Origin of the sequence: Chitinophaga terrae (ex Kim and Jung 2007) (genome assembly GCF_900107795.1) — a bacterium.
GTDB classification, from domain to species: Bacteria; Bacteroidota; Bacteroidia; order Chitinophagales; family Chitinophagaceae; genus Chitinophaga; species Chitinophaga terrae.
The window spans coordinates 90032-106597 of record NZ_FNRL01000024.1 but is presented as its reverse complement, the minus strand read 5'-3'; the positions used below and the strand labels follow the sequence as shown (position 1 = coordinate 106597).

The following is a 16566-nucleotide window of genomic DNA, read 5'->3' as shown; positions in this document are numbered from 1 at the left end:
CAGAGGAGTACGGGACGTTGAATTTTTTCTCTACAGGTTAACCAAACTATATGCTTAATTTTTACCTAATCCCCCAATTATTCAACTTGATCCTATTCTCAACGTCATTCCTGTATTATACCTTGGCAGATCCCCCGCCAGGAACCATACCGGCTACTTTTCTTGCCTGGCCATTTTGATCACCCTGGTCAACTCTTCTACCATCGCGGGCCTGCGGACATATTTTCGTTTTAGTTCCTCTGCTACATCAATGATCTCCTCTTTGCCCTCCGGTATAGCAGCCATAACAAACGCCATTTTATTGGCAAGGTCAATGTATTCACGGCGGTTAGATGCCGTATCCCCTTTCCGCATAAAAGCGGGAAGATAAATGGCCAGTAACTGCAATGGATATACTTCCTGTAAATAGTGATGATATTGTAATAACCGGTTAAGGTCTGTTTCCCGGCTCATAAGGCTAAGCAACCTATCCCAATACTTCTCTTGAATGTAAATAGGGGCGAGCAGGTCCAGGAGTATAGTATCCGGCGAATGCCAGTACCTTCCCCTATTCGCTTCGTATTGCTGTTCTATCTCCGAAACCCTTTCTTCAATATATTTTTCTATCTCTAATTCCCATTCCTCAGTGTCGAATGTCGCTTTCCATTGATTATAATAAGCCAGGTCGAAATGCCTGTTAAAAGCCAATTGTTTTGTATAACGTCTTATATTTTGCAGATCATTCTCTATAACGGCTATACGCAATAACACTTTCTCCCAGTTAATTACTGTACCAGGGTGCCCCTTCTTTTCCGCGATCTTTATTCCCTCAGCAACTAATTTCTTCGCTTTCTCCAACTCCTTTCTCTCTATCAACCTATTCACCTCTTCTTTCCGTACAGCTATAACATCCATGTATTTCTGCACCAGCTTTCCGGCTTCGCCCGTATTCCCTATTCCCCTTAAGAATGCTATCTTCTTTACAATAAAAAAATCCTTCTCAAAAGTAAATTCATTCTTTGACGCCATTTTAAGCCGGGAATCGATAAACTCCAGGTATTCTTTCTCCTGGTGCAGTTTTATAGCAAGGGTATGGTAGATGTCTGCCAGGCTGTATCCAAAATCGCCATAATCGAAATACCGGCGATCGTTAACGGCAGATTGTACGAATATCAAAACCTCTTTCAACAGATCATCGGGCGCATTTGCAGTTGAAGCAATCAAGGATAACAGTTCTGTAGCATCAGTGAGAACAGGACTTATATAACTGCCGGAATCATCGTAGTAGGTAACGAGTTCTATAACGGTTGTGAGCACAGCCCGGGCCAGCATTAAAGTATTCCGTAAATTTCCTTTCTGAATTTGCAGCTGGCCTTCCTCCAGCAACCCATGGATATCATTGGCGAAACGGGGAATGGCCTTATAATCGACATACTCGCCGTCCGAAATATTATCAACCATGCTCCGAAGCAGCCGGGTATAGTTTTCACCTGCGTTGATGCTATCGTCCTTGCCGGCGAAGTACCCTTCGAAAAGGGCCTTAAATCGTTTATCCCTGGCGGCCTGCATTGCTATAAACTCCCTGCATTCTTCCAGGGTAATGCTTTGCAGCAGCTTATCAAAACCTGTTTGTGCCGGCATCTTTTCAGGGCCGCGACTATCTGCCAGCTCTTCCCTGATCCGGAACAGGACAGCTACTACATGTTTACAGGTATTACCTTCATAGGGGCAGTCGCAGGACCATGAATCAATGATGTTTTTCCGCAGGATATTTATCTCTACGGTATAAGTTTCGTTTCCGGTTACTTCCGCATGCCAGAACCCGTTTCCTGTTTCCTGCAGGTCTGCAACTAAGCCATTTTCATAGTATTCCCGTCCCCGTTGTACGAGGGTATGGTTGATCTGTAATTCAAACTGTTTCAGCGTGAGCATATAAATGAATGCTTTAGGCCAAAATACGCGGAAAATATGATAAACGACTAAATTAACTTTGTATATGACCGGTTATTGACATGAATTGGTTTTCAATATGTTAGATTGACTGTGGGAGAATGCGTCCGGCATGTCGGCCCGGTGATATCTTTTTTCCTTTTACCGAATCTTTCCTGCTGCTGCCGGAGTATATATCAATATAAGCCATCAAGTTACCGGGTATATGCAAACGAACATGTAAACTTTTGAATTGTCAGCTTGGAGTATTACTAATGAAACCTTATTGAGCTAACGCCGTGATATATACGAATCAAGACTAATTGTTTGGGTTAACTAGCCCCCTCTTTAATGTAGGATATATATACTATTTTCATATTGCCAAAAATGCCGCTTATCCTGCTTTCGGCAAATGAATAGCAAAATGTATCTCCGGGCGCCTGTTCTGTCTTTTTATCCCGGCAGCATTGATTGAAGGTCCTATAGAGCAGGGAATCACAACGTATAGTAACTGATAAGGGATGTTTGTCGGGCTACCAGGTTATTCATGATTGTCGCAAACAGGTTAGTTATCCGGTAGTTATTGTTATCGCTCATTATTATCTCACAATAATTTTCTCACCTTTTAATTTTTCTGTTATGTTAGTTCTTGAAAAAAACTATGTTGAATTTCCCGGGATCACTGAAATCAGTCCTTTTGCGGATGCGGTACAGGCGCATACACTTTCATTTGCTGCAGACTTCCAGCTTTACCCGGCTATCAAACCTTTGAAATGGTACGAAAAGGCGCAATTCGGCATGCAAGGGGCCAGGGAATATCCCGATGCTTCATATACTGACCTTTGCCTGGCCGGCGATCTACTGACGTGGTTATTCTCGGTTGATGACAAATGCGACAGAGCGTCTAACGATCGTAACGATGCTGTTGCTATGGAGGCATTGCTCTACAGCCTTATCGACATCCTCGAGGACCGTGGACCCAGGTTTAAGGATGATATCCTGAGTATCAGTTTAATGGACATCATGGCCAGGTTCAAGGCTATCAGTTCTCCTTTCCTTTACCAGTTATTATGCAAACACATTGTTACTTACCTGAAGGAATGTTTTTACGAGATTGATATGCAAACCAGGAATTACCTGCCAACGATAAAAGAGTATTTCCGTGTGCGCCCCGACACAGGATTTTCAATTATGTTCCCGTTGGTAGCCATTTTCCAGCGGCTCGACCTGCCCGATGAAGTATATCTCCATCCGGTTATGCAGGAAATAGAGTTGATACTAAACCTGGTTGGAGGTTTGGGAAATGACGTGCATTCTTTTCACCGGGAGAAGAACCTGGAAACAACCGGTTTAAACCTCATCTTTATTGCCCAGCATGAATTGAAGCTGACGGAAGACGAAGCGTTTAGCTATGTGATCAGGGAGCATGATCAGCACCTGGAAATGCTGGAAGCAGCTTGCTCCAGGATGCCGTTTTGGAGCGAGGCTATCAACACACAGGTAGATGCCTATGTTTTGGGACTAAGGAAAATACTCAGGGGGTATTATGATTGGGCGACTATCGAGAGTAAGCGCTATACGGCTGCATAGCGTAGGGGCAGCTGCCTGGACAACTCCTGGTACAGTTCTTTAAAATGCACCGGTTTGGTGATAAATGCAGCAGCGCCGGCTTCTAACAGTTCTTCTCTGACAGTACTAAAGGCATCTCCGGAAACAATAAGGACGGGGATGCCTTTCAGTTCTTTATGATTGTTTACGATTCCAAGCAATTCCCTGCCATTCAGTCCGGGCATATTCAGGTCTGAAATAATTACAGTTGGTTTATTTTCGCTGATCACGGCAATAGATTCCTGTGCATCTTTACAGAGGATAGGTTGTATCCCCATTTCTTCCAATACCTTTTTCAGTAAAGTGCTGCTGGGCAGGTCGTCTTCTATTACAACTGCTGTAGCTCCATAGAAGCAGTTCTTCCTGTACTGGAATGCGTGATGCGTATTCACTGCATCTGTGGCGGTTTCTAGCGGGATATTGAAATAAACGATCGTTTGGTCGTTATCGTTAGGTTTCAGCGCGATCTTTCCTCCGAAGAGTTCTACCAGGTGCCTGGTGATGGCGAGTCCCAGTCCTGTACCTTCAGATAGCTGGCTGCGGGTGGTCACAAAGGCATCGAATATTTTGCCGGCAACTTCGGGGTTAATAGTTCCTTCGTTGCTGATCTCGAAAATGATCTGTTCTTCTATTGCATAACACTTAAACAGGACCAATGAATTGTCGGGGGCGAATTTTACAGCATTGGATAGTACGTTGTTAAATATCTTGGTGAGCAATAGCTTGTCGCTGTTGATAGCCAGCGGAAGTTCATCGGCATATTCTATGTTGATAATTATACCCCTGGAGGCGGCAAGGTAGCTGTTCATGGCTACGCACAATGCGATCGTTTCTTTCAGGTTAAAGGGCTCTTTGATCAGCACATAAAATTTACCGGAGTCGATACGCGACATATCCAGTACATTATTAACGATATTCCGGGCTATATAGGAGGCAGCATACAGGTTTTCGACTTCCTGGCGTTCGGGCAGCTCATAATTCTGTTTTCGTTGCTGAAGGAACTGCGCATTACCGAAGATGGCGTTTAACGGTGTTCTGAGTTCATGAAAAGTTTCTCTTAAAAAAGCGCTCTTTCTTTCGGATACTTCTTTTAATTGCCTTTCAGACAGGAGCAGCACCTGTATCTTGCCCAGGTAGGTAGACATGATCAGCGCTATCAGTACCAGGAAGGCAATAGAAGTGATACCTCTCATGGTGCTTTGTACCGAAGGGGAAATACTCAGTGGTGTGATCGCATGATATACCCTGTTTAAATGAACAGAGATAGTTAGCAGGATCACCATGGTAAGACAAACGATGATGGTCTTTTTCTCTTTATAAACAATAAAACTGCCACTGAGGTGGAATATAATTAAGAAGAGGAATGCTAATAACAGTTCTGTGGATATAGCGGCATCCAGTACTATGCTCCAGTACACAGCAAATATGCAGTGGGCAACCAGCATAACGAGATTGGCCTCTACGAATCTTTTACGGCTGTTAAGTACGATCACCGACAGGAAGCTAAGCGTTTCAATGATCACAGGGATGAGTACTAACAGGGAAGAAGTAAGCAGGTAAAAGTAGCCCCCTACACCTATCACCATAGCGCCAACAACTAAAGCAAGTGAATTGATCACAATCACAGATTTTCTATTGGCGGAATTTTCCATGCCTTCAGTACCTGCAAAAATGGGTTTTCCAATAATATCGAATTTCATTTTGAGGGGATGTTTTTGGAATTTTCAAATACAATGTCGGAATCCACTTTAGCGATTTTACTAAGATAACAATTATTCGTACAAGTTTTTGGGTGGCCGATCAATGCGTTCTAATAAGCGATAATAATATACTAAAAATCAGGTTATAATTTATATGCTATTCAGGATGTACATAAAAAGATTTACAGGTAATTCATTAATAGTATTTTCATATATTTAAATTATTTAAAGATAGTTAAATAGGGAGACAGGTTGCTGTGGTTTTCCATTCAATTGATTTGTACTATTTATGACTTCCCCGTCGGGCGATGCTAAACTTTACCAGCTACATTATAGAGACCGATTGATTGATGTTGTACCAGGCAACCGGGCGCCCGACAAAAATAAAATAACTTTGCAGAAGTAAAAATGGATTGCAGACAATTTCATATAACCATTGCAGTTAGATCGTTTATTTTTTTAAATACCTGATGCGATGTATAGCGTTTATAAAGCGCCAATCAAGAAGTTTTTTTCTCCTACCGGCCAATGGCAGGATACTTTTATTACTGTTCTTTCCCTGGTTTGCTTAATTGCGCAAATGCTGATCACTGGCTTGTTTGCGTCGCGTTTACCAGCTGAAATACCTGTTCATTTTAACTGGCAATTGAGGCCCGACAGGTATGGCGATAATAGTAACCTGGCAACGCTGGTATATGTGGCGGCAGGAATTTTCGTGTTGTTATCTGTGCTGATGCAGGCTGGATTTATCATGAAAAATTTTAAAGATCTTGATAACTTCGGGAAGGTGGATGGAAACCTGGGAATAACTACGTTAAGAACATTTATACTGCTGCGCTTTGCGGTTGCCCTTATTTTCCTGGGTCTTACTGTGCTTACCATTGTAACGGCGTAAATAAATAAAAATGAACGTGGGCTGTATTGTTAACGGACAATTTTTGTTTTATTAATATATCTAAATTGCTGTTTAATAAATTCATAATTGAATGGCATTGTTGATGTGAAAGAAACCGAAAAAGGAGTATGCTTTACAGCTATATCAAAATTGCTTTTCGCAACTTACGCAGGAACAAGCTTTTTTCTATACTAAACGTATTGGGGTTGTCTGCCGGGATGGCCTGTAGTATCCTTATTTTTTTATGGGTAGCTGATGAAAGAAGCTATGACAGGTTTCATAAGGATGCCAGTCATATTTACCGCATCACCGCCCAGGTCAATGATATCAAGTCGGCGGTTGTGCCGGTGCCGCTGGCAATGGCTGTAAAGGAAGCTTTCCCGGAAGTAAAGATGGTGACCAGGGTAGTGCCGCTTCAGTCGATGGTAACAATAGGCGCCCGGAAGTTTGAAGATAAGCAGATACTGTATGCAGATAGTAATTTCCTGCAACTGTTTTCTTTTCCTATGGCCAACGGCGGGCCTGCTCCGCTGTTTAAGGATCCGGGTACGGTGTTGCTTACGGAAAGCGGCGCCCGGAAATATTTTGGCAGCCCAGAGAATGCTATAGGGAAAACCCTGCATATAGATAACGATTATACAGGCAATGACCTGATGGTAACGGCTATCCTGAAAGATATTCCTGTTAACTCGCACCTGCAATTTGACATGGTGCTGCCCATACAACTTTACGAAAGAACGATCAACCTATCGCAAGGTTGGGGTAATTATGATCTGTATAGCTATATACTTTTCGCCCCTGCTTTCAACCCTACAAAGAATGCCATTGCGGGAATGGAGAAAAGGATCATGCAACTCCATGAACAGTTAGACGATTCACATACCAAAGCAACGCTGCGGTTACAGGCGTTAACAGATATACATCTTTCGCCGGGCCTTATGCTGGATGTTGCCGGCCAGGGGAACAGGCAACAGGTGAACACTTTTTCGCTGGTGGCTATTTTCATCCTGCTAATCGCCTGTATCAATTTCATGAATTTATCTACTGCATTATCTGCCGGCAAGGCGAAGGAAGTAGGATTACGTAAAGCGATAGGCGCAAAACGTTCGCAATTGGTATTCCAGTTCCTGACGGAAGCAATATTGCTTTCTTTTATATCGCTGGGTCTGGGATTGGCGCTGGCGTGGTTGCTAACGCCTCTTTTCAACCAGCTGACAGGTAAGGCTATTACTTTGCCGTTCCTGTCGGTAAACTGGGTTGGTATGCTAATAGGAGGCGTTTTATTGTTGGGCCTTATCGCAGGCAGCTACCCATCGTTGCTGCTGTCGTCGTTCCTCCCTGTCAAAGTGCTGAAAGGAGCGAAGGTTATGCATGGCAACAGGTCCTTTTTCCGCAGCAGTTTAATTGTCGTGCAATTCTCTATTGCGGTGATACTGATCATCAGTACTATTGTGGTATACCGCCAGCTTACCTATATACAGAAAAGGGATATAGGGTTTAACAAGAACGACTTAGTATATGCGCCTATTCCGAGGATCGGCGACCTGGTGCAGCATTGCCAGGCGCTGAAGACAGCTGTTGCCGGGAAGGCAGGGCTGGAAGATGTTACCTTTATCAGTCATTTGCCTACCGACCTTACTACGGGTACCAAGTTTGTGAACTGGGAAGGGAAAGATCCATTATCTCAGCCTTTATTCTGCCAGATGTGGGTAGACTACCACTTTGCGCAGACATTCAAAATGCAGTTGGTAAGCGGCAGGTTTTTCCGGGAAGATGCAGTAGCGGATAAAAACAACCTGGTTGTAAATGAAGCTGCGCTGAAGATACTGGGAGTGGATGCCAACAGCGCATTGGGGAAAAAGGTGACGATTGGAGGAGCCCCGGCCGGTGAAATTGTTGGGGTATTGAAAGACTTTAATTTCAAGCCCGTTCAACAGCCAATTCAGCCTTTATTGCTCAGAAATGCGAATGATGGGAATTTTAACGGCAATAATGGTTATGTGGTTGTTAGAACAGGACTGAATAAATTGCCCCGGGTGGAAGCCGGTTTGCAGGCAGCATTTCAGAAAACGTTCGGAGATTTTCCTTTCACTATGGGTTTTATAAGCCAGGACCTGGAGCATCTTTATTTAACCGAGCAGCGTATGGGTAAGCTGTTCAATATTTTCTCCGTTCTGGCTATTCTTGTTTCCTGTCTGGGACTTTTCGGGCTTACAACCTATGCAACCCAGCAAAGGATCCGGGAAATAGGTATCAGGAAGGTTTTGGGCGCCAGTGTAACCAGTATAGTAGGTATGCTGTCCAAAGACTTTATATTGCTGGTATTACTGGCTCTTTTAATTGGTTTCCCGCTTGCTTACTGGATGATGCAGCGGTGGTTATCTCACTTTGTGTATCATATCAGTATTGAGTGGTGGATCTTCGTGGTAGCAGGGATATCGGCTATTCTTGTGGCTTTTCTTACGATGAGTTTCCAATCTGTTAAAGCAGCCAGGGCTAACCCTGTAAAAAGCCTGAAAGCGGAATAGGCTGTTGATATTCATGAAAAAATATGATTGGATTTGCTTTTATGTAACATTTTCATACATTTGCACTCCGCAAACAGCGGAATTCGGGGCGTAGCGTAGCCCGGTATCGCGCCACATTTGGGATGTGGAGGCCGCAGGTTCGAATCCTGCCGCCCCGACCAGAAACTTAAAGCCCGCTCTGGTAGCGGGTTTTTTAGTTCGATTTAATTCGTGCTTTAGAGGGAATTCTTTGAGAAGGTTGATTATCCTATATTTAGGAGTTCGAATCCTGTTAACATCGGCACATTTCAAAATTTTACTCTTTTAAGTTTTTCTCTCTATCGAGTTTTATGCCTTAAAGCGTTTCCTTTGCTCATTTCTTTTTTCTTCTTTTAACTCTGCGATCATATACAGCTTCGCAATGGTTATGTAACGTCATTGGGAAGCTCAATAGGCCAAATTTTAAGTGCATATTGCTCAATTATTTGGTCTTTGATATACCCCGTTGCTACGACTAGCTTAGGATTTTTGCTTTTATTTCTTTTTGAATCAATTGCTTTGTAAGATCGAACGATTTTTTTCCTGCCCTAAATTTTTCGACATTGTCCAATAACTGCCTTGAATATTTATTCAGTCCCTAATAGGCTTGTATTAAAACTTCTGCGGGAATATGTAATAATTCATTTAATTTCCTTATCATGGCAAGACTTAATTTTCTTTTGCCAGATAAAATTTCTGATTTCCTGGATCGATATCCCAAAATTTCAGACAATTCCACTTCAGACATATTCATCTGTTCCAGCCGGAATTTAATAGCCTCCAGCGGATTGGGCTTAGGAACAGGATAATGTTCATTTTCATATTCTTTAATTAGAATAGAAAAAATTTCCAATTCATCAGATTCTTTAGAATCAGGCTTGATATTTTTTTGCATCAGCACATAAGCACGGGCTAACGCATCTTCATACTGCTGATTATTTTTTATTGGTTTTAGCATAACTTACTTTTTTAGCGTCTATTTTATCATATTGCTTATGAGTACCGAACCACGCTATGAATACTATTTTTAGCCGGTACTCAATATCTACGATTAACCGGTAAGTATTCCCATGAATATTGAAAACTACTCTTTTATCAGTAAGAACAGAGGCATTTCGATACTGGCTTTTTAACTCGTTAGGGTTATTCCAATTTGCAGTTCCCGCTTTGTCATACTAGGATAATAATGCCTGTTCTGCCTGTGGGATTCCTCCCAATACTCCTTTAACGTTCTTACAGCATGTATTCCGCCTTTCTAAGAGCTAATTTCAAGCTTATATCCTTTCCCACGTATAGCCACAATTCTGATATTCGGATCAGGTTCCAATTTTTTCCTAAGCTTTGATATGAACATATCCAGACTACGTCCCACTATCACGCCTTCATCTTCCCATATCTCTTTTTGCAGCCTGCTTCTCTCAATTATTTCATTCTGAGACTTTGCGAAAATACTGAGTACACGGGTTTCAGTTCCGGTCAGGTCTGTTGTTGTACCATCTATTACCAGCTTCCGGTTCTTTGTATCGAACAACACTGCTCCCAAAGTGATCATGTCGGTTTGCTGATCATCTACGGGTAATACCCTTCGCGGTTTAACTGGTCTGAAAAAAACAAAACCGGCAATTGCCAAACATAATAAGCCTCCTCCCAGTAAATATTTATTTTTTGTGGTAGTGATACCGCGCGGTTTAAATTTAATGTCGATGATGTAACATGCTACAGGTTGCCTTCTTCCTAAACAGGTTATAATATTATCCTTCTTATTTTTTGATATAGCATATTCATAAGCTACACTGGCGTTAGCACAGTTAAGTACGTTAACAACATAATCACTTGCGAACGGGTCTTTGGCCAACAAACGCTGAGTAGTACTCACCAGGGAGTCGGGTTGAAAAGTAAATTCTTTCTCAAACCTTACCTGGTATTCATTGTCACTGAGTTTTTCTACCGGAAGTACCCGCGATGTACTGTCGCCCGACTGTAGGAGCAGTTCATGTCCTATTCTGCGGAGCAAAACTTCTCTTCTTGAAGTATCAAAACCGTCATTATCTCTTATGGTGAAAGCCACACATATGGCAGAGATAAAAAGAAGTAATAATAACCCGAAGAGGTACCTGCGTTTCCCGGAGAGGGGGTTTCGGCTATCAGACATACTACTTTACAATTTATTTACAAAGGTTACATTTTTATTTACAATCCTGGTTTCCAGCCTGAAAAATCGCAAGTTAATTTCGTTGAAATCAATTTTATAGGGTATGAAAAATAAACAAAATGCCTTAAACGGATCTGGTTTATCAGGAGGTAGATCAATGTTAATTAAACTAAAAAATATGAAAAAAGCTATTTATGCGCTGATCTTACCGCTGGTTGTGGCAGGCGGACTAGTATTTGCCAATCGTGAAATTAAAAATGAAACTTCTAAAAAAACAGTGCCACGACCACTTTCTGCCGCTGAAATTAAAGCCGAAAGAGAAAGATGGGCGGCTACCCCCGAGGGTATAAAGTACAAAAATTGGGAAACCTCTCCCGATGGTAAAAAAGTGCTTGCCGGGGCTGCTAAAATCAGGAAGAATACAAGCGCTTTTACCGATATGGAGGCTGTTGTAACCTCTCTTTCGCTTCCGCCAGGTTCACGGCTAGGTTTCGGAATGATGGTCAGGATTAATGATGACGACTATATTCTTAGTTTCGGACCAGAAAAGTTTGACAAGAATTTTTTGAATTTCAACAGTGAATTTCGGCAATTGCATAACCTGAAAGTTAACGACAGGATAATTATAAGAAGCCATAGCGTATCGTGGGCTCCCAAGTATTCATATCCAATAGTAGCGGGCGACTATGTAGAACAAGACGGTAAAATAATTTATAAACGTCCCCCTCACAAAGGTGGTTGCTGAGTATTTGTTAAGCCTGGCGGGAATTATATATAAGTAAATTGTTGAATGTATGATTCTGGATTTTACGTTTGTAGCAAATAGTCAGGACAAACCTGGCTATTGCTACAAACCCTGGTTTTATTTAATGGTATTGAGCTTTCTCTTATACCAAAGGCGGCTAAATGCATGGCGAGAAGAATTAGATCGCATGGCAAATTCCTCACTTGCCTTCAACAAATCAACAGTAGCCTCTTCCCGGATTTTTCCCTCGGCGCCCGGTGAAGACACGGGGGAACCTGGCTTCCCGGATGATCAACTGCCAGCCTCCATAAATTTCCAACTCCTAAACTTATGGGGTGCGCCCCCGGTTTGGCCTGATAGTGCAGGTCAAAGAAATGATCACTTAAGAAAGAATCAAATTCTTCATCCGGTCCCTGGTATACCTTTTTCAGTTCGTCGCGTATTTCCGGGATCAGTACTTTTTTCAGGCCTTGAGAATTGGGTAGTATTTCACTTGGATCACCATAGTAAGTGCATAAAAAGGTATCGGTAGGTATGGGAGAACGATCTGCATGAAACGAGTAAACATCGGTTGGGAAAAACGGGTAGGTATCGTCCTGCTCGTAGTGGGTGATCACGTTAAGGACCGGCGATGCGCCATGAGCTTTCAATAGCTCCAGGTCATTTAACAGAGTTTCGCGTGCAAGTTGTCCTTGTTCACTCAATTGAAGCTCAAGAAGTTCCTCCTGTTCAATCTCTGTTATATTCCCGTTTAACGCTACTTTACCGACAATCTCAGCGAAATCGCCTTTTAATTCACGGCTCCAGCAAATCGCATTCATTTCTTTATTAAATGGCGTAGCAACAAGATCCTGGAAATTCCTGACATAGTAAATTTGTTCCCCGGCCTGGTAGGAATCTGTCATAGTTAATTAAATATGGGAACGAAGGTCCGCTATTTTCTTTTATAACTGAAACCTTTCTGATCGCTGTCGAATCTGCCGAAAATTACAAAGCCCGCTCTATAAGCAGGCCTTGCAAAAATTCTGTCAAAGTTCTCTTCTACTCTATACTATAGAAAAAAGTCCTTAACTCATCCGCAAATACATTCGGTACTTCCAGCGCAGGGAAATGCCCTCCCTCTTTCATCTTCCTGAAACTTACCACATTTACAAAACGTTCTGCCCATTCTTTTGGAAATTGCGCTTCTCTTGGGAATACAGAGATACCTGCGGGAACCTTCGATTTTTGTAATGGTTGAGAACCGCCCCATTGTGCAATAGCATCTGCCTTGTACATCCTCACCGAAGTAGCTACTGTTTCTGTGGTCCAATAGATCATGATATTGGTAAGCAGGTCGTCTTTGCCGCCAAACGCCTGTTCTATCATTTCAGGTGGAGCGCCTGCGTTGATAAAGCTAAGTATCCAGGCGGTAAGACCTGCAGGAGAGTCGTTCAGCGCATAAGCCAGCGATTGCGGCTTTGTGGAGTGTACCATTGCATAGGCGCCTTCACTATACCACCACTGCTGTACAAATTGTGCAAATTGCTTTTCAGCTTCCGTCATCGTTGCAGGGTCCTCCTGCCCCATAGGGTAACCGATATCTATGAAATGAACCCCGGCTACGACGTCAGGATATTTGGATGCCAGCGCCTTGGTAACGCCCATCCCTACATCGCCTCCGGCAGCATAGAATTTAGCGTAACCCAGGTTTTCGGTCATCAGTACCTTCCATAGATCAGCCACTGCTTCACTTGTTATCGCTTTTTTCTCTGAGTATCCGAAGCCGGGGATAGACGGGATGACCAGGTCAAAACTTTGTTCGCCTTCTGTTAATAACGGAATGATCTTATTAAAACGGTAATAGCTGTCGGGCCAGCCATGTGTTAATATAAGGGGCTTGGAGTGCTTACCTTTGCCTTTGATATACTGGAAGTGGATCTTCACGCCATTTACATCGGCAATATATTGAGGGTATTTATTTAAAGCTGCTTCCTGTTTACGCCAATCGTATTTGGTGAGCCAGTATTGTACCAACTCTTTCAGGTAGGCTTCGCTGGTGCCAAAGTTCCATCCGGAACCTTCTGCTTCGCCCGGCCAGCGGGTATTTTCCAGGCGTCTTTTTAAATCATCCAATACGGGTTGGGGAACTGATACTTTAAATTCCGATACATTTTTCATGGTCAAATTTTTACTGGTTTGTGAATGCAAGGTTGTAGAACTTAATATGAGTGTTATAAAAACGAATGAGATAATTCTGGGTATCATGTTGTATTGTTTTACTGAAACAAAGGTAGAGATACCCATACGGGGCTGTTAGTCTGTATGTCGGGAGAACTGGTAAAAAATTCGGTTTTGCTTAATTAAGCCCTGCGATAGTCAGTAGGGGTGACGTTAGTTAGCTTTTTGAATGATTTTGTAAAGTGGGATGCATCTTCATACCCCAACCAATAGCATATTTCCTGGACAGAAAGGGTGGTTTGTTTCAGCAGGCTTTTCGCTTCCATTATCACATATTCGTCGATAAAGGTTTTGGCCGATTTACCAACCTCTGTTTGCAGGATCTCGCTAAGATATTTAGGAGTAAGGTTCAGTTTCGTTGCGTAATAAGCCACTTCTTTATGTTCGGGATAATGCTCCGCAACCAGCTTCCTGAAAGAACTGGTGATCTTTTCTTTATTGGATGCGGCATTGTTCTTTTGAGTGCTTTTCTGAATGGAATGAAAAGTATTAGCCAACGATAAAAGAGAATGCACCAGCCCGGGAATCGCGCTTTTTTCATCTTTCAATTCTTTAATCAAAGAGAACAATGCCGTAATTTTTCCCAACTGTTCGTCGGTCAGCTTGCATACATGATTGCCGCCATGAAAAAAGAAGGGAAGAGATTGCAGGAAAGAATTCGATTGCAGATCAGAAAACAGTTCTTCTGTAAAATAGACGGTATCATGTTCGGCTGTATAACTACCGGTCCATTGACAAACCATTCCGGGTCCAACAGTGGTCAGGCATCCTGCCGTTACAAGATAATCGGTACTGCCGATCCTGAAAACATCACCTTCACCGGTATATGTAATACCTAACCCATAAGAAAATGTACGGAAGGGGAAATTTATATGAGCGTTCTTATATGTATCCTTGTCGGCCAGGAAGAAGGGGACTTGCAGGCTATGAGAATTCTGATGTTTTAGGAATTCATATAGGTTGAATGAATTTAAATTAGGTTTTCGTTGCATGCAGATGCTATTTATCTTGGGTTTGATCCAAAATAATACTTTTTCTGCTTTGTATCCTTCAAAAAATGATCAGGCATCCGACCAAATAAGAATAAGTTGATTCGACAACAAACGATACCATCCAGGATAACAAATATTAGACTCGTAGTTTGACCAGGCACTTGGCTGGCAATGGAAGCCCTTCCAGCCCGAACGATTCATCCTGCGGCACAAATCCTTTGCTTTCAAAGAAAGAGATAAGGGAACTTTCAGCATATTCGTTTATCCATACACCGTCGTAAGATTTGGTGACTAACATACATTTTTCAAACAGGGAAAGCCTGACTGCATCTTCGTTGTATTGCTGAAGTATCCCGAACTCAGCCAGCCGGATACCACGTTTGCTCCCCAGTACTTCCGGCTTTTGTCCTTTTGCTGTGATATGGGCATATCCCGCCGGTTTGTTATCTACATATACAACGAGGACCTGGTTGGCTATGTTGTTAAGATCTGCCATCAGTACTTTTCGGTCGAATTTATCATCAATATATTTTTCAATGGTACCGGTACTAACTAAAGCTGAGAATTTTTCGCGGGTTACCTCTTCCATGAGAGCCGGCAGCATGTCTCCTGTTCCTATATTGAACTTCGTGATTATTTCCATATCTGTTGGTGTTATGTCTGTTCAAAAGTAGGTTGATTGTTTGGGAATATACAGGTACAGAATATGAAAGAATGAGTGGTACAGATTGGAAAAAGAATGACTTTATCAATGCCACGATCGGGGATTAAATCCTCCTGCAATATTAATCACCCGACATTATTGTTCAATCCATAAAAATCTTCTTCCCTCACCCATAGGGGTAACACCACTTCACACGCGTACTATTAGCATCTAAATTTTTGCAAACTATATGAAAAGATGCGTTATGCTATTGGCAGGAGTAATATGTTTTCTGTTCACATATCCCAATCCCCTGGCCGCTCAAAGCACCGCCCCAAAGAAAGCGCAGGTAATAAAGGAAGATAGTATAATGATGCTCAGCGGAGAGGTGAAGCATGGAAAAGTGACCGGAGTACAGCCTGACGTAATATTATTCGTTCATAGCGGGGAGGAACTGGAATACTCACTGAAGAAGGCCGACATCAACAAGATCGTTTTTTCCAGTGGCAGAACTGAAACTATATCTGGCGCCTCAAAAGAATCAACCGATCAATATCCTCCAATGGAACGTAACCTGGTAGCAATACTGCCATTTAAGTATCGCAGCGTAGGCGAAGCATTGGAACAGATTTCGGCTACGAGGGAAAAGTTGCAGGATGATACCTATTTTTACCTGAGTAAAAGAAATGGCGTATATAACTTCCAGGACCCGCAGACGACCAATGCTTTGCTGATCCGCAGGGGAATCGACGAAACTACCATCAAAGGGTATACGTACGCAGAATTATGCAAAATTTTAGGTGTTGAGATGATCGTTCAGGGAAGCCTGTCCCGCAGCAGCAAAGAAAATGTTGCCAGCGCCGAAACCAAAACAATTACCGCAAAAGATGATGATCGTATCAGGCAGAATAAAGCCAGCAGCACTGTGGTGGAAAGAACCTACCAAAACGAGGTTGCAGTTCTCATTTATAATTATCAAAACAGTAAAGTATTTGATTCTCATCGTACGGCTATGTTCCAGAATGAAACCTCCTACAAAGATGCGCTGTTTTACATGCTTAAAAGATGCCCGATCTATAACAAATAGTTTGATCCTGTACCGTAGCGTATACAAAATAAGATTTAGGGCTTGATGCCCTTTTGCTAACCTACAACTG

13 protein-coding genes, 1 tRNA gene and 1 pseudogene are annotated in these 16566 nt (G+C 42.5%); 6 read left to right on the top strand and 9 right to left on the bottom strand.

Features of this window, described 5'->3' with window-relative positions; translation table 11 throughout:
- Nucleotides 1-153: 153 nt before the first annotated feature.
- On the bottom strand, nucleotides 154-1911 hold the full coding sequence (locus tag BLV62_RS21650) for an SWIM zinc finger family protein (RefSeq protein WP_089764221.1): 1758 nt from the start codon (nucleotides 1909-1911) through the stop codon (nucleotides 154-156).
- Nucleotides 1912-2547: 636 nt separating this feature from the next.
- Here BLV62_RS21650 and BLV62_RS21645 point away from each other — a divergent pair.
- A complete protein-coding gene (locus tag BLV62_RS21645; protein WP_089764220.1) occupies nucleotides 2548-3498 on the top strand; it encodes a terpene synthase family protein in 951 nt (316 codons plus the stop codon).
- On the opposite strand, the gene BLV62_RS21640 is transcribed toward BLV62_RS21645, so the two are convergent.
- Nucleotides 3483-5216, bottom strand: a complete 1734-nt coding sequence (locus BLV62_RS21640) for a hybrid sensor histidine kinase/response regulator (RefSeq protein ID WP_089764218.1) — start codon at nucleotides 5214-5216, stop codon at nucleotides 3483-3485. The two genes, BLV62_RS21645 and BLV62_RS21640, sit on opposite strands and share 16 nt — an antisense overlap.
- 475 nt (nucleotides 5217-5691) lie before the next feature.
- Between BLV62_RS21640 and BLV62_RS21635 the strand changes: the two genes are divergently transcribed.
- The 3 genes from BLV62_RS21635 (at nucleotide 5692) to BLV62_RS21625 (ending at nucleotide 8800) form a co-directional block, all read left to right on the top strand.
- On the top strand, nucleotides 5692-6111 hold the full coding sequence (locus tag BLV62_RS21635) for a DUF1648 domain-containing protein (protein WP_089764216.1): 420 nt from the start codon (nucleotides 5692-5694) through the stop codon (nucleotides 6109-6111).
- A 128-nt stretch (nucleotides 6112-6239) separates the two neighbouring features.
- Nucleotides 6240-8639: an ABC transporter permease gene (locus BLV62_RS21630; protein ID WP_089764214.1), complete on the top strand. Its 2400-nt coding sequence runs from the start codon at nucleotides 6240-6242 to the stop codon at nucleotides 8637-8639.
- 84 nt (nucleotides 8640-8723) lie between these two features.
- Nucleotides 8724-8800 (top strand) — tRNA-Pro (locus BLV62_RS21625).
- Between the two features lie 455 nt (nucleotides 8801-9255).
- On the opposite strand, the gene BLV62_RS21620 is transcribed toward BLV62_RS21625, so the two are convergent.
- The 3 genes and pseudogenes from BLV62_RS21620 to BLV62_RS21610 all read right to left on the bottom strand — a co-directional run bounded on the left by BLV62_RS21620 (nucleotide 9256) and on the right by BLV62_RS21610 (nucleotide 10809).
- Nucleotides 9256-9615: a helix-turn-helix domain-containing protein gene (locus BLV62_RS21620; RefSeq protein ID WP_089764213.1), complete on the bottom strand. Its 360-nt coding sequence runs from the start codon at nucleotides 9613-9615 to the stop codon at nucleotides 9256-9258.
- Nucleotides 9593-9820, bottom strand: a pseudogene (locus BLV62_RS29025) (type II toxin-antitoxin system HigB family toxin); the annotation flags it as partial. The pseudogene BLV62_RS29025 and the gene BLV62_RS21620, both read right to left, overlap by 23 nt.
- Before the next feature lie 92 nt (nucleotides 9821-9912).
- Nucleotides 9913-10809, bottom strand: coding sequence for a helix-turn-helix domain-containing protein (locus tag BLV62_RS21610; protein ID WP_089764211.1), 897 nt, complete (start codon nucleotides 10807-10809; stop codon nucleotides 9913-9915).
- Nucleotides 10810-10912: 103 nt separating this feature from the next.
- Here BLV62_RS21610 and BLV62_RS21605 point away from each other — a divergent pair, with 103 nt between their 5' ends.
- Nucleotides 10913-11554, top strand: coding sequence for a hypothetical protein (locus tag BLV62_RS21605; protein ID WP_225889665.1), 642 nt, complete (start codon nucleotides 10913-10915; stop codon nucleotides 11552-11554).
- A gap of 209 nt (nucleotides 11555-11763) precedes the next feature.
- On the opposite strand, the gene BLV62_RS21600 is transcribed toward BLV62_RS21605, so the two are convergent.
- The 4 genes from BLV62_RS21600 to BLV62_RS21585 form a co-directional block, all read right to left on the bottom strand.
- A complete protein-coding gene (locus BLV62_RS21600; RefSeq protein WP_089764209.1) occupies nucleotides 11764-12459 on the bottom strand; it encodes a hypothetical protein in 696 nt (231 codons plus the stop codon).
- 136 nt (nucleotides 12460-12595) lie between these two features.
- Nucleotides 12596-13714, bottom strand: a complete 1119-nt coding sequence (locus BLV62_RS21595; protein WP_089764208.1) for an epoxide hydrolase family protein — start codon at nucleotides 13712-13714, stop codon at nucleotides 12596-12598.
- A 182-nt stretch (nucleotides 13715-13896) separates the two neighbouring features.
- The gene (locus BLV62_RS21590) at nucleotides 13897-14766 is read right to left on the bottom strand and encodes a helix-turn-helix domain-containing protein (protein ID WP_089764207.1); all 870 of its coding nucleotides are present in this window, start codon (nucleotides 14764-14766) and stop codon (nucleotides 13897-13899) included.
- Nucleotides 14767-14902: 136 nt separating this feature from the next.
- Entirely contained in the window at nucleotides 14903-15409 is a 507-nt protein-coding gene (locus tag BLV62_RS21585; RefSeq protein ID WP_089764206.1) for an N-acetyltransferase, read from the bottom strand.
- 250 nt (nucleotides 15410-15659) lie between these two features.
- Between BLV62_RS21585 and BLV62_RS21580 the strand changes: the two genes are divergently transcribed.
- Nucleotides 15660-16496, top strand: coding sequence for a hypothetical protein (locus BLV62_RS21580; protein ID WP_139170340.1), 837 nt, complete (start codon nucleotides 15660-15662; stop codon nucleotides 16494-16496).
- Nucleotides 16497-16566 lie beyond the last annotated feature (70 nt).